General features: G+C 58.4%; 10 protein-coding genes and 5 pseudogenes. 9 read left to right on the plus strand and 6 right to left on the minus strand.

From position 1 onward, the window contains the following. Nucleotides 1-1,848, plus strand: coding sequence for a protein translocase subunit SecD (gene secD / locus JZM24_RS10910; RefSeq protein ID WP_215669648.1), 1,848 nt, complete (start codon nt 1-3; stop codon nt 1,846-1,848). A 69-nt stretch (nt 1,849-1,917) separates the two neighbouring features. Then, nucleotides 1,918-2,829, plus strand: coding sequence for a protein translocase subunit SecF (gene secF / locus JZM24_RS10915; protein ID WP_215670122.1), 912 nt, complete (start codon nt 1,918-1,920; stop codon nt 2,827-2,829). Between the two features lie 186 nt (nt 2,830-3,015). Here secF and JZM24_RS10920 read toward each other — a convergent pair. Beyond that, nucleotides 3,016-3,601 (minus strand): annotated as a pseudogene (locus tag JZM24_RS10920) (DUF3251 domain-containing protein). Nucleotides 3,602-3,793: 192 nt separating this feature from the next. Between JZM24_RS10920 and nrdR the strand changes: the two are divergent. The 6 genes and pseudogenes from nrdR (at nt 3,794) to pgpA (ending at nt 7,939) form a co-directional block, all read left to right on the plus strand. Next, complete coding sequence (nrdR, locus tag JZM24_RS10925) at nt 3,794-4,243, plus strand: transcriptional regulator NrdR (RefSeq protein ID WP_215669649.1); 450 nt, start codon at nt 3,794-3,796, stop codon at nt 4,241-4,243. A 23-nt stretch (nt 4,244-4,266) separates the two neighbouring features. Beyond that, a complete protein-coding gene (gene ribD / locus JZM24_RS10930; protein ID WP_215669650.1) occupies nt 4,267-5,394 on the plus strand; it encodes a bifunctional diaminohydroxyphosphoribosylaminopyrimidine deaminase/5-amino-6-(5-phosphoribosylamino)uracil reductase RibD in 1,128 nt (375 codons plus the stop codon). An 86-nt stretch (nt 5,395-5,480) separates the two neighbouring features. Continuing rightward, nucleotides 5,481-5,951 (plus strand): 6,7-dimethyl-8-ribityllumazine synthase, encoded by a 471-nt coding sequence (gene ribH / locus JZM24_RS10935; RefSeq protein ID WP_215669651.1) that lies wholly within the window; start codon nt 5,481-5,483, stop codon nt 5,949-5,951. 15 nt (nt 5,952-5,966) lie between these two features. Continuing rightward, complete coding sequence (gene nusB, locus JZM24_RS10940; RefSeq protein ID WP_215669652.1) at nt 5,967-6,386, plus strand: transcription antitermination factor NusB; 420 nt, start codon at nt 5,967-5,969, stop codon at nt 6,384-6,386. 69 nt (nt 6,387-6,455) lie between these two features. Beyond that, complete coding sequence (gene thiL, locus JZM24_RS10945; RefSeq protein WP_215669653.1) at nt 6,456-7,442, plus strand: thiamine-phosphate kinase; 987 nt, start codon at nt 6,456-6,458, stop codon at nt 7,440-7,442. Between the two features lie 8 nt (nt 7,443-7,450). Then, a pseudogene (gene pgpA / locus JZM24_RS10950) lies at nt 7,451-7,939 on the plus strand (phosphatidylglycerophosphatase A). A 263-nt stretch (nt 7,940-8,202) separates the two neighbouring features. Here the strand turns inward: pgpA and JZM24_RS10955 are convergent. From JZM24_RS10955 to JZM24_RS10975, 5 genes and pseudogenes are all read right to left on the minus strand, one after another. Next, nucleotides 8,203-9,179: pseudogene (locus tag JZM24_RS10955) on the minus strand (aldo/keto reductase). A 283-nt stretch (nt 9,180-9,462) separates the two neighbouring features. Beyond that, nucleotides 9,463-11,325, minus strand: coding sequence for a 1-deoxy-D-xylulose-5-phosphate synthase (gene dxs / locus JZM24_RS10960; protein ID WP_215669654.1), 1,863 nt, complete (start codon nt 11,323-11,325; stop codon nt 9,463-9,465). 37 nt (nt 11,326-11,362) lie between these two features. Continuing rightward, nucleotides 11,363-12,265, minus strand: a complete 903-nt coding sequence (ispA, locus tag JZM24_RS10965) for a (2E,6E)-farnesyl diphosphate synthase (protein WP_215669655.1) — start codon at nt 12,263-12,265, stop codon at nt 11,363-11,365. Next, nucleotides 12,262-12,510: an exodeoxyribonuclease VII small subunit gene (xseB, locus tag JZM24_RS10970; protein ID WP_215669656.1), complete on the minus strand. Its 249-nt coding sequence runs from the start codon at nt 12,508-12,510 to the stop codon at nt 12,262-12,264. The genes ispA and xseB overlap by 4 nt, the downstream gene beginning before the upstream one ends. Before the next feature lie 298 nt (nt 12,511-12,808). Then, nucleotides 12,809-14,007, minus strand: a pseudogene (locus JZM24_RS10975) (IS3 family transposase). A gap of 87 nt (nt 14,008-14,094) precedes the next feature. On the opposite strand from JZM24_RS10975, the pseudogene thiI reads away from it, so the two are divergent. After that, a pseudogene (thiI, locus tag JZM24_RS10980) lies at nt 14,095-15,508 on the plus strand (tRNA uracil 4-sulfurtransferase ThiI). The last annotated feature ends 58 nt before the right edge of the window (nt 15,509-15,566 follow it).

The following is a 15,566-nucleotide window of genomic DNA, read 5'->3' on the forward strand; positions in this document are numbered from 1 at the left end:
GTGTTAAACCGTTATCCTTTATGGAAGTACATCATGCTGGTGCTGGCGCTGGCCGTCGGTCTGCTGTATGCGCTTCCCAACATCTATGGTGAGGATCCGGCCGTACAGATCACTGGCGTGCGGGGTGGCGCCGCCAGTGAATCGACGCTGGTCCAGATTCGCAACGTATTAGAACAACAACATATCGCCAGTAAGTCCATTGCTTTGGAAAATGGCGCCATTATGGCCCGTTTCGCCAACTCCGATGTGCAGTTGCGCGCCCGCGAAGCGTTAATGACCGCGCTCGGTGACAATTATGTCGTGGCGCTCAACCTGGCGCCGGCAACGCCCGCCTGGTTAGCTTTGCTCGGGGCCGCGCCAATGAAGCTGGGCCTGGATTTGCGCGGCGGCGTTCACTTCCTGATGGAAGTGGATATGGATACCGCACTCAACAAGCTGCAGGAACAGACGATGGATACCCTGCGCGGCGATTTACGCGATAAGGGCATTCCTTATGCGACGGTGCGCAAGATAGAGAATTACGGCAGCGAAATCCGCTTCCGCGATGCAGAAACCCGCGATCAGGCGATCTCCTGGCTAACGCCCCGCCACCGCGATCTGGTGATTAACAGCCAGGGTGACAACGCCCTGCGCGCCACGCTGGCGGACGACCGCCTGCGCCAGGCTCGCGAATATGCGGTGCAGCAGAACATCACCATCCTTCGCACTCGCGTCAACCAACTGGGCGTCGCCGAGCCTTTGGTGCAGCGTCAAGGCGCCGATCGCATCGTGGTTGAACTACCGGGTATTCAGGATACGGCCCGCGCCAAGGAAATCCTCGGGGCGACCGCGACGCTGGAGTTCCGTCTGGCCAACAGCGCGGTGGATCAAACCGCCGCCGCCAACGGCCGCGTGCCGGGGGATTCGGAGGTGAAAGCCACCCGGGACGGCCAGCCGGTTGTACTGTACAAACGGGTCATCTTGACCGGGGATCACATTACCGATTCCACTTCCAGCGTCGATGAATATAACCGTCCGCAGGTGAATATTTCCCTCGACGGCGCCGGCGGCACGACCATGTCCAACTTCACCAAGAACAACATCGGCAAGCTGATGGCCACCTTGTTTGTGGAGTATAAGGATAGCGGCAAGAAAGACGCCAACGGCCGTTCCATTCTGGTGAAGCAGGAAGAGGTTATTAACGTCGCTACCATTCAGTCGCGACTCGGTAACAGCTTCCGTATCACCGGCATCAACAATCCCAATGAAGCGCGTCAACTTTCGCTGTTGCTGCGGGCGGGGGCGTTGATTGCGCCAATCCAGATTGTGGAAGAGCGCACTATCGGTCCGACCCTGGGGTTGCAGAATATTACCCAGGGGCTGGAAGCCTGTTTATGGGGGCTGGTAGCGTCAATTGTGTTTATGGTGGTGTGGTATCGCAAGTTTGGTCTTATCGCTACCGCGGCGCTCATCGTCAACCTGGTGCTGATTATCGGCATTATGTCCCTGCTTCCCGGTGCAACGCTGACTATGCCGGGGATTGCCGGTATTGTGCTGACGCTGGCGGTGGCGGTGGATGCGAATGTGCTCATCAATGAGCGCATCAAAGAGGAGCTGCGCAACGGTCGTACGGTGCAGCAGGCCATTCATGATGGCTATCGGGGCGCGTTCTCCAGTATTGTTGACGCCAACGTCACCACGCTGATTACCGCCATTATCCTGCATGCCGTGGGGACCGGGTCCATCAAGGGCTTTGCCATCACCACCGCCATCGGGGTCGCTACCTCCATGTTTACGGCGATCATCGGCACGCGTGCCATCGTTAACCTGCTTTACGGCGGTAAACGCATCGATAAGCTGTCTATCTAGGAGTGGCTTGTGGCTCAGCAACAACGAAATGTCGAAGAATTGAATTACGGCCGTAAAGTCTATGACTTTATGCGCTGGGACTATGTGGCGTTCAGCCTGTCGGCCATCTTGCTTATCTCCTCCATCGCCATCATGGCGGTGCGGGGCTTTAACTGGGGGCTGGATTTCACGGGCGGGACGGTGATTGAACTTAATCTGGAAAAGGCCGCCGATCTTGACCAGATGCGTAACGCGCTTGAGCACGCGGGCTTTACCGATCCGCTGGTGCAGAATTTCGGCAGCAGCCGCGACGTGATGGTCCGTATGCCGCCGGTGCAAGACGGCCTTGGCCAGGAATTGGGAAATAAAGTTCTTGGCGTGATTAATCAGGCTACCGGTCAGAACGCTGCCGTGAAGCGGGTCGAATTTGTCGGCCCGAGCGTCGGCAGCGATCTGGCGCAGGATGGCGGCATGGCGCTGCTGGTTGCGTTGATCTGTATCCTGGTTTATGTCGGTTTTCGTTTTGAATGGCGGCTGGCGACCGGGGCGGTTTTGGCGCTGGCGCATGACGTGGTGATCACGCTTGGTATCTTGTCGCTGTTCCACATCGAGATCGATCTGACCATTATTGCCTCGCTGATGTCGGTGATCGGCTATTCGCTGAACGACAGTATCGTGGTGTCGGACCGTATTCGTGAAAACTTCCGCAAGATCCGCCGCGGTAGCGCTTACGATATTTTCAACGTCTCGTTAACGCAGACCCTGAGCCGGACCATAATGACCTCGGCCACCACGCTGATGGTGGTGCTGATGTTGTTGATTTTCGGCGGTGCGATGCTGCGCGGCTTCTCAACCACTCTGTTTATCGGCGTGTTTATCGGCACCGTCAGTTCCATTTATGTGGCGTCGGCGCTGGCGCTTAAGCTCGGTATGAAGCGCGAGCATATGCTGCAGCAGAAGGTGGAGAAAGAGGGCGCTGATCAGCCGTCAATGCTGCCCTGAGGGACGAACGGCATGCCGCAGTCGCGCGAGCGGTCTGCGGCTGTGGTCAGCTTAGGCAGCTGCATCGGGTCAGGCGGGCGCGCGAGGAGCAGCGATTATCCCTGCTGATCCCGCTACCGGCTGCACCATTGGGCCAGGCGCGCGAGGGACGGCGTGTTAAACCGTAAGCGTCAGGCCTGCGGCGGCCTATTGGCTGCCGACAGGTTTGGTGGCGTCCGACGCCGGCGGGTTTTGCGGCGTGTCCGGCTGGATATCATGCAGCCGTATAAACCCCACCTGCTCTGGTGTCAGGCCAGACATCCGCAGTTCAATGGTGGCTTCGGTTCTCGGCAGCAGCGAGGCCGGAACGGAAATTGGCTGGCTGAGCGCGTCGGCGGTCAGTGGCTTACCGGTCGCCGCGTCCACCTGACCCCAATCCACAATCCCGTGCAACGGCATCAGCGCCGCGCCGTCGGTGCTGCGGATATGCAGCTGCGCGCGCGCCTCTGGCCTCCGCTTCCACCTGATCGACAGAAACCCGCAAGGTGCCCGCCTCGCTTTGCACCTCAGCCGCGGTTTTTGCCGCCGGATAAAGGTATATACCGCGGGTGGACTGCCGATTTTGCTCGTTTTGCGCCACCAGCGCAGTGGCCTGGTTGGTCAAATTTTGCAAACGCTGGTTTAGGTGGCCGACTTCGCTGCGCAGTTGGGGCAACTGTGCTTCCTGCTGGCTGGCGCAGCCGGTAAGCAGCAGGGCTGAAACGGCATAACCCGCGCGATAACTGATTGTCATAGCGGCAATTCCTTTTTTCAACGGTTGCTTCCAGTTTAGCCGGTAAGCGGTGGAAAGTCATGGGACACGCGGCGTTCCAGCGCTAATATCGATAACTCTGCGGCGCCGGTTCCGCTTTATGTACTGTTGCTTTGTAGTCGGCGGAGTTCGCGTTAAACTATCCTATCCCTAATCAGCCGGCCAGGAAGCGCTATGCATTGCCCGTTTTGTTCTGCAGTCGATACCAAAGTGATTGATTCCCGTCTGGTGGGGGAAGGAACCCAGGTTCGCCGCCGCCGGCAGTGCGTCATCTGTAACGAACGTTTCACCACCTTCGAGGTGGCGGAACTCGTGTTGCCTCGCGTCATTAAAAGCAATGACGTGCGTGAACCTTTCAACGAAGAAAAGCTGCGCAGCGGTTTCTTAAAAGCGCTGGAAAAGCGGCCGGTCAAGTCTGACGATGTCGAAATGGCCATCAACCACATCAAATCCCAGCTGCGCGCCACCGGTGAGCGAGAGGTGACGAGCAAGATGATCGGTAATCTCGTGATGGACGCGCTGAAAAAGCTGGATAAGGTCGCCTATATCCGCTTCGCCTCGGTTTATCGCAGTTTCGAGGATATCCGCGAGTTTGGCGAAGAGATCGCCCGACTGCAGGATTAGGCGCTACCGGTAAGGACCGTCCTATGCAACAAGATGAGGTTTTTCTCGCGCGTGCATTTGAGCTGGCGCGCCGCGGGCGTTTCACTACCGCGCCCAACCCAAATGTCGGCTGCGTTATCGTTCGCGACGGGCACATTGTTGGCGAAGGTTATCATCAGCGCGCCGGCTATGCACACGCCGAAGTGCACGCGCTGCGTATGGCGGGGGCTGCGGCGCGCGGCGCTACCGCCTATGTCACGTTTGAGCCCTGCAGCCATCACGGCAGCACGCCTCCCTGCGCCGACGCGCTAATAGACGCCGGCGTGGCGCGAGTGGTAGCCGCGATGCCCGATCCCAACCCCCAGGTGGCTGGCCGCGGGTTCTACCGGTTACATCAGGCGGGCATTAAGGTGCGCCATGGTCTGATGCTATCGGAGGCGGAGGCGGTGAATCCCGGCTTCCTTAAGCGCATGCGCACCGGTTTTCCCTGGGTCAGGCTCAAGCTTGCGGCATCCCTTGATGGCCGCACCGCCATGGCCTCCGGGGAGAGCAAGTGGATTACCTCTCCTGAAGCGCGGCAGGATGTGCAGCGCTGGCGCGCGGAAAGCGACGCCATCCTATCCACTGCCGCCACGGTGTTGGCGGACGATCCCGCCCTGACGGTGCGCTGGACGTCGCTGCCGGCGGATGTCCAGGCCCTTTACCCCGAGGAGCGGTTGCGCCAGCCGGTGCGGGTTATCATCGACAGCGCCAACCGCGTGACGCCATCCCATCAGGTGGTACAGGATGAGGGGCTGACCTGGCTGGCGCGCCTTGCGCCAGATGATCTGGCGTGGCCCCGGTCCGTAGAGCAGCTTCTGCTGCCGGCCGGCGAGGGGGCAAACGCCGGGCATCTCGATCTGGTGGCGCTGATGATGCAATTGGGCCGCCGTCAGATCAACAGTCTGTGGGTTGAGGCGGGTGCCGGTCTGGCCGGCGCGCTGCTGGGCGCCGGACTGGTGGATGAACTGATACTGTATCAGGCGCCAAAACTGCTCGGTGCCGACGCCCGCCCGCTGTGTCTGCTGCCGGGGCTGGAACTGCTCAGCGCGGCGCCGGGTTTCACGCTGCTTGACGCCCGGCAGGTGGGGCCCGATATTCGCCTGCGTCTGAAACCCGTCGAGCACGCTTAATTGGCCCGCGCAGCGGACAAAGTATTATGTTAGAATCCGCTCCCTCGCGAGACGATTCAGCTTTTTGCCATTTTGTAAGGATAATCATGAACGTTATTGAAGGTGTTGTTGCAGCCCCCGATGCGCGCGTCGCTATCGCTATTGCGCGCTTTAACCACTTCATCAATGACAGCCTGCTTGATGGCGCCGTCGACGCCTTGAAACGCATCGGTCAGGTCAAAGACGAAAACATTACCGTGGTCTGGGTGCCTGGGGCCTACGAATTGCCGTTAGCGGTCAGCGCGCTGGCCGACAGCAAAAGCTATGACGCTGTGGTGGCGCTGGGCACGGTTATCCGTGGCGGCACCGCGCATTTTGAATTTGTCGCCGGCGAATGCAGCTCGGGCCTGTCCGCGGTCGCCACGCGCGCCGCGCTGCCGGTGGCGTTCGGGGTACTGACCACCGAGAGTATTGAGCAGGCTATCGAACGCGCCGGCACCAAAGCCGGCAACAAGGGCGCGGAAGCCGCACTGACCGCGCTGGAAATGATCAACGTATTGCAAGCCATTAAAGCGTAAGTAAAGGGGAATTTTGTGAAACTAGCTGCTCGTCGCCGTGCGCGTGAATGTGCCGTCCAGGCGCTTTACTCATGGCAATTATCACATAACGACATCGCCGATATCGAAGTCCAATTTCTGGCGGAGCAGGACACGTCGGATGTGGATGTCGCTTATTTTCGCGAGCTGTATGCCGGCGCGGCGACGAATGCCCAGGAGCTGGACAAGCTGATGGCGCCCTACCTTTCCCGTCAATTGGAAGAGCTCGGCCACGTTGAGCGCGCCGTGCTGCGCATTGCGCTGTTTGAGTTGAGCAAGCGCCAGGATGTACCCTACAAGGTCGCCATTAACGAAGCTATCGAGCTGGCCAAAACCTTTGGCGCCGAAGAGAGTCATAAGTTTATCAATGGTGTGCTGGACAAGGTAGCCCCTCAAATTCGTCCCAACAGGAAATAGCGGGGCGGAGCCGGTACCGCCGCTCCCACCGTGACGCCGCGTCAGCACCAACACAAATTTGGACAGAATATGGCATGTGGTGAGTTTGACCTCATTGACCGCTATTTTAACCGGATGCGCAGTACGCGCCGGGATGTGGTGTTGGGCATCGGCGATGACTGTGCGCTGCTGTCGGTAGCTGACAAAAAGTTGATTGCGGTCAGTACGGATACGCTGGTGGCGGGTACGCATTTTTTGCCGGACATCAACCCCGCCGATTTAGGTTACAAATCGCTGGCGGTCAACCTGAGCGATCTGGCTGCTATGGGGGCGGATCCGGCCTGGCTGTCGCTGGCGCTAACCTTACCCTCGGTGGATGAGGACTGGCTGGCCGCCTTCAGCGACAGTCTGTTCCAGCAGTTGGACTACTACGACATGCAGCTTATCGGCGGTGATACCACCCGTGGACCGTTGAGCCTGACGCTGACTATCCAGGGAATAGTTCCCGCCGGCCGCGCGCTGAGCCGCAATGGTGCCCGCATCGGCGATTGGATTTATGTTACCGGCACCATTGGGGACAGCGCCGCGGGTCTGGCGATACTGCAACAGCGTCTGCAGGTGCAGGATGCACAGGACAGGCAATATTTACTGGCCCGTCATTTGCGCCCGCAGCCGCGCATTTTGCAGGGTCAGGCGCTGCGCAATCTTGCCAGCGCCGCCATCGATATTTCCGACGGCATCATCACGGATCTGCGTCACATCCTTACCCGTAGCGACTGCGGCGCCCGTATCAATTTGGACGATCTTCCCTGTTCACCGGCGCTGCTGCGCCATACCTCGCCCGATCAGGCGCTGCGTTGGGCGCTCGGCGGCGGTGAAGATTATGAACTGTGCTTTACGGTGCCTGAAATCAACCGTGGCGCGCTGGGTGTAGCCTTGAGCCATACCGGCGCGCCCTTTACCTGCATCGGCCAAATCGGGCCGAGAAGCGAAGGGATTCAATTTATGCGCCATCACCAGCCGGTAGAGTATGACTGGCACGGCTATGACCATTTCAAACGGGACGATATTGCATGACGATGGATATGTTGGCTGCCAAGCGGCGGATTAAACTCTCCAACCCCTGGCATTTGCTGGCGACGGGCTTTGGCAGCGGAATGTTTCCCTGGATGCCCGGCACCATTGGCTCGCTGGCGGCGATTCCGCTTTGGTGCCTGTTGGTGCAGCTGCCGTGGCAGCTTTATTCGCTGGCAGTCATGTTCAGCCTGTGCATGGGGGTCTATTTTTGCCATCAGACGGCGCCGGATATGGGGGTTCACGACCATGGCTGCATCGTCTGGGACGAATTTGTCGGCATGTGGATTACCCTGATGGCATTGCCGGTAAACGATTGGCGCTGGGTACTGGCGGGCTTTTTGTTGTTCCGGCTACTGGATATCTAGAAACCCTGGCCGATTCGCTGGTTCGATCGCAAGGTCCACGGCGGTATGGGCATCATTATTGACGATGTAGTGGCGGGAATTATCGCCGCCGGCGTGCTCTACTGGATAGGGCATCATTGGCCGCTTTTGTAGCTTAGTGTAGGACAACGCCTCGGCCGCTTTTGTAGCGCAGGGTAGAACAATACCGGCCGCTATTCTGACGGCGGTTGGGACCATAACAGACGCTGTTATAGCGCAGGGCAGGACTTCACATCGGCCGCTGTTTCCATCCAGGATGGACATCATTGGCCGCTGTTCAGTGCTAAGGGAGCACTAGCGGTGTTTTTCGCCAGAATATAATATCGTCGACCGATATCTCGTGGCGTTTTCCCGGCTGAGGGAAAACGCCGGTACCGCTAGCGGAAGCCCACCACGTGGTGCGGCAGGTAGGCGGTTTCCAGCTCGGCTATCTCCTCGCTGTCCAGTTTGACCTCCGTAGCCTGCAATAGCTCGGCCAACTGTGCCGGGCGCGACGCGCCAACGATCGGCGCCGTCACCGCCTGCTTGCTGAGCATCCACGCCAGCGCCACCTGCGCGCGCGAAACGCCGCGGACCTTAGTTATCACGCCCACCCGTTCGGCAATGCGGGCGTCGTTATCTTCGCTTTGTTCATACAGCGTCTTGCCAAATTCATCCGACACCACCCGGGCGGTGGTTTCGCCCCAGGGACGGGTTAACCGGCCGCGCGCCAGCGGGATCCAGGGCAATACGGCGATATTTTCCGCCAGACAGAGCGGATGCATTTCTCGCTCTTCTTCGCGCTGGATCAAATTGTACTGATCCTGCATGCTGACAAAACGTGTCCAACCGTGCAGATCGGCGGTATACAGCGCGCGGGCAAATTGCCAAGCGTACATAGAAGAAGTGCCGATAAAGCGCGCCTTGCCGGATTGCACCACATCATGCAACGCCTCCAGCGTTTCTTCCAGCGCGGGGTATCGTAGTCCCAGCGGTGGATTTGCAGCAGATCCACGTAATCCATGCCCAAACGTGTCAGGCTGTCGTCGATTGATTGCAGGATATTGGCCCGTGACAGGCCGCCAGACAGGCCGGCGGTGGGGAAAAACACCTTGGTCGCCACCACGACGTCGTCGCGGCGGGCATAGGTTTTCAGCGCCCGGCCAACAATCTCCTCGCTGCTGCCGTCAGAATAACTGTTAGCGGTGTCGAAAAAATTAATGCCGCCCTCCAACGCCTGCTTGATAAGCGGCAGCGAGCTCTCTTCCGGAAAAGTACAGGCATGGCGACCACGCTCTGGTTCGCCAAACGTCATGCAGCCGAGACAAAGATGCGATACGCGCAGGCCGGTCTGGCCGAGGGGGGTATATTCCATAGTCATCTCCAGATGAAAAGCGCCGTGAAGGGAAATAATAAGTATAGGCGTCGAAGCCGGTGGCGCGGGCCACCGAATATGGCTTTACGCGATTGATGGCACAAATAGCACAAAAGTAACTAAATGCCGTTACGGCGTCTACCTGGGTAACGCAGGGCAGAACCGAGGTGTATCAAATCTGGCTGTGGGCAGTTGGGAATACGACGCTGAGGTAAACGTGGCTGTACGCAGGTGCAAGAGCGCCGCTGAAGTAAACATCGGTCAACGGGCCTGTGCCGCGGGTTTAAGCCAGCCATTCCTCGATTTGCCGCTGGATCCCGGCGCCGTCGAGGCCCAGGTCCGCGCGGATTTCCTCCTGGCTGCCTTGCGGAATAAAATGGTCCGGCAGACCAATATTCAATACCGGCACCTGCAGCCGCTGATGCATCACATACTCGTTTACGCCGCTGCCGGCGCCGCCCATGATGGCATTCTCCTCGACCGTCACCAGCGCCTGATGACGGGCGGCCAGCTCGCTTATCAGCTCGCCGTCGAGAGGTTTAACGAAGCGCATATCCACCAGGGTCGCGTTAAGCGCGTGCGCCGCGTGTTCGGCTTGGGGCAGCAAGGTACCGAAATTGAGAATCGCCACGCCGGCGCCCTGACGGCGCACTACTCCTTTACCTACCGTCAGCTCATGCAGTTCGCTGAGCGGGGTGCCGGTGCCGTTACCGCGTGGGTAACGCACCGCGCTTGGCCCTGCCTGATAGTGATAGCCCGTATGTAGCATCAGCCGGCACTCGTTTTCATCGCTCGGCGTCATGATGACCATATTGGGAATACAGCGCAGGTAAGAGAGATCAAACGCGCCTTGATGAGTCTGACCGTCGGCGCCGACCACGCCGCCGCGATCGATGGCAAACAGCACCGGCAAATTTTGAATAGCCACGTCATGGATCACCTGATCGTAGGCGCGCTGCAAAAAGGTAGAGTAAATGGCCACCACGGGGCGATAACCGCCGATGGCCAGGCCGGCGGCAAAGGTAACCGCATGTTGCTCGGCGATGGCCACATCAAAATACTGGCGCGGATATTGACGCGAAAACGCCACCATGCCGGAGCCTTCGCGCATGGCGGGCGTAATCGCCATCAATTTGTCATCCTCTGCGGCGGTGGCGCACAGCCAATCGCCGAAAATGGCCGAGTAAGAGGGGCAGCAGCCGCCGCTTTTCGGCAGGGTTCCGATATGCGGATCGAATTTTGGCACCGCATGCCAACTGATGGGGTCTTTCTCCGCCGGCGCATAGCCACGGCCTTTTTTGGTCATGATATGCAGCAGCTGTGGCCCCTTTTTGGCCCGCATATTTTTCAGCGTCTGCACCAGTCCCTGGACATCATGGCCGTCCACCGGGCCGATATAGTTAAACCCCAGCTCCTCGAACAGCGTGCCCGGCACCACCATGCCTTTGATATGCTCTTCGGTGCGCTTCACCAGCTCTTTAATCGGCGGAATACCGGACAGCACCTTCTTGCCGCCTTCGCGCAGGGTGGAGTAGAGCTTGCCGGACAGGATCTGCGCCAAATGATTATTCAGCGCCCCGACATTTTCCGAAATGGACATTTCATTGTCGTTCAACACCACCAGCAAATCGGATTTGATATCGCCGGCGTGATTCATCGCCTCGAAGGCCATGCCGGCGGTGATGGCACCATCGCCAATAACACAAACCGTGCGGCGGCCCAATCCCTCATGCTCCGCCGCCACAGCCATACCGAGGCCGGCGCTGATGGAAGTGGATGAGTGGCCTACCGACAGCTGATCGTATTCGCTTTCGCCACGCCAGGGAAACGGATGCAGGCCGTTACGCTGGCGAATGGTGGCGATGCGGTCCCGTCGCCCGGTCAGGATTTTATGGGGATAGGCCTGATGGCCGACATCCCAAATCAACTGGTCGAACGGCGTGTTGTACACATAATGCAGCGCCACCGTCAGTTCCACCGTGCCCAGCCCCGAAGCGAAATGGCCGCTTGAGCGGCTTACGCTGTCGAGCAAAAATTGCCGCAGCTCGTCGCACAGCGCCACCAAACTCTCTTTGGGCAACTGACGCAGTTCCATGGGATTGTCGGCCAGGACCAGCGTCGGATACTTCTTGATATCAAGGCTCATGGGGTACTCATATCTGAGGTGTAAAAAACCGCATCACTTATTTGTCACGTTCAATAATATAGCGCGCCAGCGCCACCAGCGTGGCGGTATCATAACCGAGGGCTGCGACACATTCTAAAGACGCCAGGGATTCCTGATACAGATCCTGAGCCTTGTCCCGCGCCATGTCCAGCCCCAGCAGGGCAGGATAGGTGCTTTTACCCAATGCCTGATCCGCTCCCTGGCGTTTACCGGTGGTCTGGCTGTCGCCCACGACATCAAGAATGTCGTCCTGTACCTGGAAAGCCAGGCCGATGGCGGCGGCGAAACGATCCAGATAATCCAGCGCCGGACCGCCACGCTCCCCGGCCGCCAGCACGCCCATTCGCACCGACGCGCGAATAAGCGCGCCGGTCTTGTGCCGGTGAATCGTCTCAAGCCGCGTGGTGGAGACCTGCTGCCCCTCGGCGGCCAAATCCAGCGCCTGTCCAAGACACATGCCGTCGGCGCCGCTGGCGGCGGCCAACGCCGAGATCATTTGTAGCCGATCCTGTAGCGACACGTCCGGCATCTCCGCGTCGGCCAATATGCTGAAGGCCAGTGTCTGCAGCGCATCGCCGGCCAGAATGGCGGTCGTTTCGCCAAATTTGACGTGGCAGGTTGGCAAACCGCGGCGCAGCGCATCGTTATCCATTGCCGGCAGATCGTCATGAATCAGCGAATAGGCATGGATACACTCAATTGCGGCGGCCGGCGCGTCAAGGCTTGCGGCGGTGAGCCCGAACAGGCGGCCGGTCTGATAAACCAAAAACGGGCGCAGCCGTTTGCCCCCCAGCAAAGCGCCGTGGCGCATGGCCTGGATAAGCGGCGCCTGCTGGTTGGCGAGGGCGCGGAGATACCGCTCCAGCGCCGCGTCTACTTGTTGGCGGCTGTTTTCAAGCGCGCTCGCGAAATCAGTCATAGCGCATCGTTTTCCGGCGCAAAGGGGGCGAGCGGGGCGTCTGGCGTGTCGTTTAACAGAATTTGCACCCGCTGTTCCGCCTGTTGCAGGGTTTTTTGCCCCTGTCGCGCCAGCTGCACACCCTGCTCGAATTCAGTCAGCGCTTGCTCCAGCGGCAGTTCGCCGGATTCGAGGCGGGTGACTATCTGCTCCAGTTCTTTTAGCGCAGTCTCAAAACTGGCGGGTTGTTCTGCTTTTTTTGGCATGGTCTGTATCCTACCGGTAGATAGCGAAGGCGCGAACGGCGGCCCACGTTAGCCCAGAGTGCGGTGATAAGCAAATTGCGCCTTAATCCCGCGGCATAAAGTGGTATACTCCGCGCCGACAGGCCAACGCCAGGGCTAACGTGGGCCAGTGTCCCATTATATAACGTGTTGCGGCGCGTTACTCTTTGATGATCAAATAACGACTATCACCATGAAGTTTATCATCAAACTGTTTCCGGAAATCACGATAAAAAGTCAATCTGATCTTGCCCCGCCATCTCCGTACAGCTTTTGTATCTTAAGTTAACGAAGCCCGCTGCCGCCGGTATTCTCTCGGAGAGTGATATCCCAGCGCGCTGTGCGGATGGTTTTCATTGTAATGCGTGAAAGCTGCTGCAAGGTTTCGCAGGGCTGTTCTCGCATCCGGTTTTGGCATGAACTCGATATAGTCTTCCTTCATCGTCTTCACGAACCGTTCGGCCATGCCATTTCTCTGCGGGCTGCTCACCGCTGTTGTGCAGGGCTCCAGATCCAGTTCTCTGGCGAACCTCTGCGTTTCATGCGCGGTATACGCTGAACCGTTGTCCGTCAACCACTGCACCGCTGTATCGGGTAACCTGTCGCCGAAGCGCTTTTCTACCGACCTCAGCATCACATCCTGCACGGTCGAACTGTCGTAGCCTCCAGTGCTCGCAGCCCAGTCTATGGCCTCTCTGTCGCAGCAGTCCAGTGCGAAGGTGACCCGCAGTTTTTCACCGTTGTCGCAGCCGAACTCGAAGCCATCTGAACACCAGCGAATATCGCTTTCTGCCACCGCGATCCTGCCCTTATGCTCACGCCTCGGCCGCTCTGGTTTTCAATGTAATAACAGCAGGTTATGCTCACACATGATCCTGTAAAGTCGTTTCGCATTTACCGGCGTCAGTCCCTCTGCGCGACGTTGTTTACGCAGGATGCCCCACACCCGCCGATAGCCGTAGCTGGGCATATCGCTGATGATGTCGAGGATGTCCGACAGTATTTCAGCGTCTGCTTCGTCATTACGCCGGTTACAGCGCCTGTCCTGCCAGTCGGCAGAACGCTTAATCCGCAGTGACAGCGGCGCACGCGACACGCTCATGGCGCGGCTGACCTGTGCTATTCCCCGGCCTTTGGCAACAAGGGCGCGTGCGCTATCCATTTTCGTGACTGGCCGTACTCCACGGCTTCTTTTAGGATCTCAACCTCCATCGTCTTCTTACCCAGAAGGCGCTGGAGCTCCCGGACCTGCTTCAATGCAGCTGCAAGCTCAGAGGCAGGAACAACGTCCTCCCCGGCAGTGAGGCTGCCTTCCTGATATTGCTTTTTCCACTTAAACAGCAGGCTGGGCTGGATACCGTGCAGTCGTGCGAGATGGGAGACATTCATGCCGGGCTCCATCCTCTGCTGAATAATGGCCATTTTTTCCTGAGGAGTTTTACGTTTACGGACTTCTTGACCTAACAGGATCCCGGTCATATCAAAATTGGCGTTAGTGTTAGACATATATTCAAGCCTATCTCTTATCTGGAGATACAGCTACTGTCTGGTGTTTCAGGGGGATAAATCACGATAAAAAGTCAATCCGTGCGGTTGCGCTTTATAAAAATACTTACCAGCAATATTCTCAAACATTGTGATGAGTCGGTGGCGGGTGGTGCGTCATTGGGATCATATAGAGGTCCGCGCCGGCGATGAACAACACCGTCCGCTGGTAGTCGACGCGTTGACCCGCATTCCCGGGATCCACCACATTCTGGCGGTGGAAGAGCGTCCCTGGCAGGATATGCATGATATTTATCTGCAAACGCTGGCGATGTATCGCGATCGTCTGGTGGGCAAAAGCTTTTGCGTGCGGGTCAAGCGCCGCGGCACGCACGATTTCACCTCTCAGGACGTGGAGCGCTACGTCGGCGGCGGTTTGAACCAGAATGTAGAAAACACCCGGGTTAAACTGACCCGCCCCGATGAAACGGTCCTGCTGGAAATCGACAACGATCGGCTGTTGTCGATTACCGAGCGCCTCGAAGGGCTTGGCGGTTTCCCCATCGGCACCCAGGAAGATGTGCTGTCGCTTATCTCCGGCGGCTTCGACTCCGGCGTCTCCAGCTATATTCTGATGCGACGCGGTTGCCGGGTCAATTATTGCTTTTTCAATCTTGGCGGTGCGGCGCATGAAATCGTCGTCCGCCAGGTGGCATACCATTTATGGCACCGCTTTGGTCAGTCGCATAAAGTCCGCTTTGTGTCCCTCGATTTTGCGCCGGTGGTCAACGAAATTTTGACCAAGGTGGATGACGGCCAGATGGGCGTGGTATTGAAACGCATGATGATGCGTGCAGCCTCGGCCATTGCGGAGCGCTACGGTGTTCAGGCGCTGGTCACCGGTGAGGTGCTGGGGCAGGTGTCCAGCCAGACGCTGACGAATTTACGTTTGATTGACAACGTGTCAGATACGCTTATTCTGCGTCCGCTCATTTCTCATGACAAAGAGCATATCATCGCGCTGGCGCGCCAGATCGGCACGGAAGAATACGCCAAAACCATGCCAGAATACTGCGGAGTGATTTCCAAGAGCCCCACCGTGCGGGCGGTGAAAAGCCGCATTGAGCACGAAGAAGGGCAGTTTGATTTTACCGTGCTGGATATGGCGGTGGCGCAGGCACAGGTGCTGGATATCCGCGAGCTGGTCGCCGAAGAGGCGAACGCGCCTGTCGCTGAGGTGGAAACCACCGCCGAATTGGGCAGCGACGATATCGTATTGGATATCCGTTCGCAGGATGAGCAGGAAGGTTGCCCGCTGGCGCTGGTTAATGTGGCGGTGCAGGCGCTGCCGTTTTACAAGTTAGGCAGTCATTTCGGTGAGCTGGATCAGAGTAAGTCCTACTTGCTGTACTGTGACCGCGGGGTGATGAGCCGTTTGCAAGCGCTCTATTTGCGCGAGCAGGGCTTTCAAAACGTGAAGGTTTACCGCCCTTAATTTGTCGGCGGGTGGGGTGCCAGCGTCAACGCTGCCCGCGCCAGCGGCGGATCCTGTC

It is taken from the genome of Candidatus Sodalis endolongispinus, from assembly GCF_018777395.1.
Classification (GTDB): Bacteria; Pseudomonadota; Gammaproteobacteria; order Enterobacterales; family Enterobacteriaceae; genus Sodalis_B; species Sodalis_B endolongispinus.

Coding starts and splice junctions, on each gene's coding strand:
- ribD (WP_215669650.1), top strand. CDS start 4,267: ATGCAACAAGATGAGGTTTTTCTCGCGCGTGCATTTGAGCTGGCGCGC.
- dxs (WP_215669654.1), bottom strand. CDS start 11,325: ATGAGCCTTGATATCAAGAAGTATCCGACGCTGGTCCTGGCCGACAAT.
- xseB (WP_215669656.1), bottom strand. CDS start 12,510: ATGCCAAAAAAAGCAGAACAACCCGCCAGTTTTGAGACTGCGCTAAAA.
- ispA (WP_215669655.1), bottom strand. CDS start 12,265: ATGACTGATTTCGCGAGCGCGCTTGAAAACAGCCGCCAACAAGTAGAC.
- ribH (WP_215669651.1), top strand. CDS start 5,481: ATGAACGTTATTGAAGGTGTTGTTGCAGCCCCCGATGCGCGCGTCGCT.
- nrdR (WP_215669649.1), top strand. CDS start 3,794: ATGCATTGCCCGTTTTGTTCTGCAGTCGATACCAAAGTGATTGATTCC.
- secF (WP_215670122.1), top strand. CDS start 1,918: ATGCGCTGGGACTATGTGGCGTTCAGCCTGTCGGCCATCTTGCTTATC.
- thiL (WP_215669653.1), top strand. CDS start 6,456: ATGGCATGTGGTGAGTTTGACCTCATTGACCGCTATTTTAACCGGATG.